This window comes from Streptomyces phyllanthi, from assembly GCF_009377205.1.
GTDB classification, from domain to species: Bacteria; Actinomycetota; Actinomycetes; order Streptomycetales; family Streptomycetaceae; genus Streptomyces; species Streptomyces phyllanthi.
The window spans coordinates 1-4,083 of record NZ_VJZE01000639.1 but is presented as its reverse complement, the minus strand read 5'-3'; the positions used below and the strand labels follow the sequence as shown (position 1 = coordinate 4,083).

At 73.1% G+C, this 4,083-nt stretch carries 2 protein-coding genes; both read left to right on the top strand.

Going from position 1 to position 4,083, the window contains the following annotated elements; translation table 11 throughout:
* The first annotated feature begins 117 nt into the window (after positions 1 to 117).
* Positions 118 to 1,740: a PfaD family polyunsaturated fatty acid/polyketide biosynthesis protein gene (locus tag FNH04_RS42595; protein ID WP_152791602.1), complete on the top strand. Its 1,623-nt coding sequence runs from the start codon at positions 118 to 120 to the stop codon at positions 1,738 to 1,740.
* 64 nt (positions 1,741 to 1,804) lie between these two features.
* A partial coding sequence (locus FNH04_RS42590) for a type I polyketide synthase (protein WP_152791601.1) occupies positions 1,805 to 4,083 on the top strand: 2,279 nt, incomplete at its 3' end.

Sequence of the window (4,083 nt, the reverse complement as noted above, 5' to 3'; positions counted from 1 at the left end):
CCCCCCCACATTCCGCTCCCGGCACCGGCGCGCCCGTGCCGGACGAACCCGCGCCGGAGAAGGCCGGAGAAGGAAAGGAACATGGTTGGACAGAGCATGACCCTCCACGGCCAGGCGATGTACGACGGCGCCGGCACACCCGGATACGTCGGCGAACTCCCCGATGTCGCCCCGGCGTTCGACGGAGCCACGCTCGTGTACCGGGCACACCGGATCAGGGAGACCGCGCACATCGTGCAGGAGCGGTCGACCGGCCGCGTCGGCCTCGCCCCGGGCGGCGAGGCCGCCCCGCCCCGGCCGGCCGTGGACGCGACCCACCGGTTCCTCGGCGCCTTACCGCCGCTGTACCCGGAGTGGCTGGGCGACCTCGCCTTCTGCACGTACCACGGGGTGCGCTTCCCGTACGTCGGCGGCGAGATGGCGGGCGGCATCGCGACCACCCGGATGGTGACCGAGCTCGCCCATGCCGACATGCTGGGGTTCTTCGGCGCGGGCGGGCTGGACTACGCCGAGGTCGAGCGGGCCGTGGTGGAGCTGGCGCAGCGGCTCGGCGACCGCCGCAACTGGGGCGTCAACCTCATCCACTCCCCGCAGGAACCCGGCCTGGAGGAGTGCGTGGCCGGGCTGCTGGTCGCCCGCGAGGTGCCCGTGGTCTCGGCCTCCGCGTACATGTCCCTCACCCCGGCCGTGGTCCGCTGTGCCGTCTCGGGGCTGTCCACCGACCCGGAGGGCGGGATCGTCCGGCGCACCCGGATGTTCGCCAAGGTGTCGCGCCCCGAGGTGGCCGAGCAGTTCATGTCGCCCGCTCCGCCCGCGATCCTGCGCGAGCTGCTCGCACGCGGCGAGATCACCGCCCGGGAGGCGGACCTCGCCGCCCATGTCCCGGTCGCGGACGACATCACGGTCGAGGCCGACAGCGGCGGCCACACCGACAACCGCCCCCTGGCCGTCCTCCTGCCGGCGCTGCTGTCCCTGCGCGCCGAACTCACCGTCCGCCACGGCTACCTGGTGCCGCCGCGCGTCGGGGCGGCGGGCGGACTGGGCACTCCGGAGGCGGTCGCCTCGGCCTTCGCCATGGGCGCGGCCTATGTGGTCACCGGGTCGGTCAACCAGGTGGCCGTCGAGTCGGGGCTCTCCGACAAGGCCAAGCGACTGCTGGACCAGGCCGATGTCGCGGACGTGACCATGGCACCCGCCTCCGACATGTTCGAACTCGGCGTCAAGCTCCAGGTCCTGCGCCGCGGCACGATGTTCGCCGCCCGCGCCAACCAGCTCTGGGAGGTGTACCGCTCCTGCGAGTCCCTGGAGGCCATCCCCCCGGAGGTACGGGACAGGCTCGAACGGGACGTCCTGCGCAGCACGATCGACGAGGCGTGGAGCGGCACCCGGCAGTACTGGCGGGAACGGGACCCCGCGCAGCTCGCCCGGGCGGAACGGGACCCCAAGCACCGTATGGCGCTGGTCTTCCGTTCCTACCTGGGCCAGTCGAGCCGGTGGGCCATCGCGGGCGAGCCCGACCGGCGCGCCGACTACCAGATCTGGTGCGGACCGGCCATGGGGGCGTTCAACCGCTGGACCAGGGGCAGCTTCCTGGCCGGCCCCGAGTACCGCTCCGTAGTCCAGATCGCGCGCAACCTGCTGGAGGGGGCCGCCGTGCTCACCCGCGCGCACCAGCTGCGCAGCTACGGCGTCCAGCTGCCCGCCGCCGCCTTCTCCTACCGGCCCAGGCCGCTGACCTGATCCCCGCCGCGCGGCGTACCGCACCACGGCACCCCTCCCGTCACGCTGCAATCGGAGCACCCTCATGACTGGATCCACGCGCCCCGGCCACGTCCCCGTCGCCGTCGTCGGACTCGCCGCTCTGACACCCGGGGCACCCGCCGCCGAGGACTTCTGGCGGACCGTTCTGACCGGCCAGGACCTGATCACCGACGTACCCGGCGACCACTGGCTGGTCGAGGACTACTACGATCCCGATCCCTCCGCGCCGGACCGCACCTACGCCCGGCGGGGCGCGTTCCTGCCCGCCGTCGACTTCGACCCGGCCGCCCACGGCATCCCTCCCAACGCCCTGCCGGCCATCGACACCACCCAGCTCCTCGCCCTGAACGTGGCCGAACAGGTGCTGGTGGACGCCGGTTTCGACGACCCCGTGGCGCTGGACGGGGAACGCACCGGGGTCATCCTCGGCACGGCGGCCCTCGAACTCCTGCACACCATGAGCAACCGGATGCAGCGCCCGGTCTGGCTGAAGTCCCTGCGTGAGAACGGCATCCCCGAGGACCGCGCCCAGGCGGTCTGCGACCGGATCGCCGACCACTACGTGCCCTGGCAGGAAGCCACGTTCCCCGGAGTGCTCAGCAACGTCGTCGCCGGGCGCATCGCCGGCCGGTTCGACCTGCACGGCACCAACTACACCACCGACGCGGCCTGCGGCAGCTCGCTCGCCGCGGTCAGCGCCGCCGTCAACGAACTCTCCGTCGGAACGGCGGACCTGATGATCACCGGGGGAGTGGACACCCTCAACGACATCCTCATGTACATGTGCTTCAGCAAGACCCCGGCGCTGTCGCGCTCGGGCGACTGCCGGCCGTTCTCCGACGCCGCCGACGGCACGATGCTCGGCGAGGCACTCGTGATGTTCGCGCTGAAGCGCCTCGCGGACGCGGAACGGGACGGCGACCGGATCTACGCCGTACTGCGCGGCGCCGGCAGTTCCTCCGACGGCAGGGGGAGCGCCATCTACACCCCCGTACCCGCCGGACAGGCGCGGGCCCTGCGCCGGGCCTACGAGTCCGCGGGGTACGGCCCCGACTCCGTCGACCTGGTGGAGGCGCACGGCACCGGCACGACGGCTGGGGACGCCGCGGAGTTCACCGCACTGCGCACGGTGTTCGAGGAGTCCGGCCGTACGGACCGCCAGTGGTGCGCGCTCGGCTCGGTGAAGTCGCAGATCGGGCACACCAAGTCCGCCGCGGGCGCCGCCGGGCTGCTGAAGACCGTCCTGGCGCTGCACCACAAGGTCCTGCCCCCGACCATCAAGGTCGAACGCCCCAACCCCGCCCTGGAGCTGGAGCACAGCCCGCTGTACCTCAACACCCGGGCCCGCCCCTGGGTGAAGGCGCCCTCGGAGCCCCGCCGGGCGTCGGTGTCGAGCTTCGGGTTCGGCGGCACCAACTTCCACCTCACCCTGGAGGAGTACGTGCCCGGGCCCGACGTACGCGCCACCCCGGCGCCCCTGAGCCGGACCGCGCCCACCGAACTGCTGCTGTTCAGCGGGGACTCGCCGGAGCGGGTCCTGGAGCGGGTGGAGGAGGTGGCGGCCGGCCGCGGTGACGCCCGGGGGACACAACAGTCCTTCGCCGAGGTGGCGCTGGCCACGCAGCGGGCCTTCCGGCCGTCCGATCCCCACCGGCTCGCCGTGACGGCCGCGGACACCGCCGAGCTCGCGGGCCGGCTCGACCAGGTGGCCGCGCTGGTACGGTCCGCCGCGCGCCGCGACCGCCCGGTGACCACGGCGGGTGGCATCGCCTACGGCCACGGGACCGCAGAGCCCGGACGGCTGGCGCTGCTCTTCTCCGGGCAGGGCAGCCAGTACACGGGTATGGGGGCCGACCTCGCCATGCATCTGCCGCAGGCCCGGGAGGTCTGGGACCGTACGGCGGGGCTCGTCCTGGATGACGGCGCTTCCCTGCCGTTGCACCGGGTGGTGTTCCCCGTACCCGCGTTCACCGAGGAGGACCGCGCCGCGCAGGAGGCCCTGCTCACCCGGACCGAGTGGGCCCAGCCCGCACTGGCCGCGCAGAGCGCCGCACTGCTGGCGGCGCTGCGTACGGCGGGTGTCGAGCCCGACTGCGTGGCCGGGCACAGCTTCGGGGAACTGGTCGCGCTGTACGCCGCCGGGGTGATGGACGAGGAGTGCCTGGTACGGCTCGCCCGCAGGAGGGGCGAGTTGATGCGTGACGCCGTCACGGAGCCCGGCGCCATGCTCGCGGTGATCGGTGCGGGCCGTGAGGAAGTCGTACGGATGCTTGAGGAGTTCGAGGAGTCCGAGGGGTTGGAGGGGGCGGCGGGTTCGGTGGG

What these genes read in the sequence shown, in the direction of transcription:
- FNH04_RS42595 (WP_152791602.1), top strand. Translation starts at nt 118, where the DNA reads ATGTACGACGGCGCCGGCACACCCGGATACGTCGGCGAACTCCCCGAT.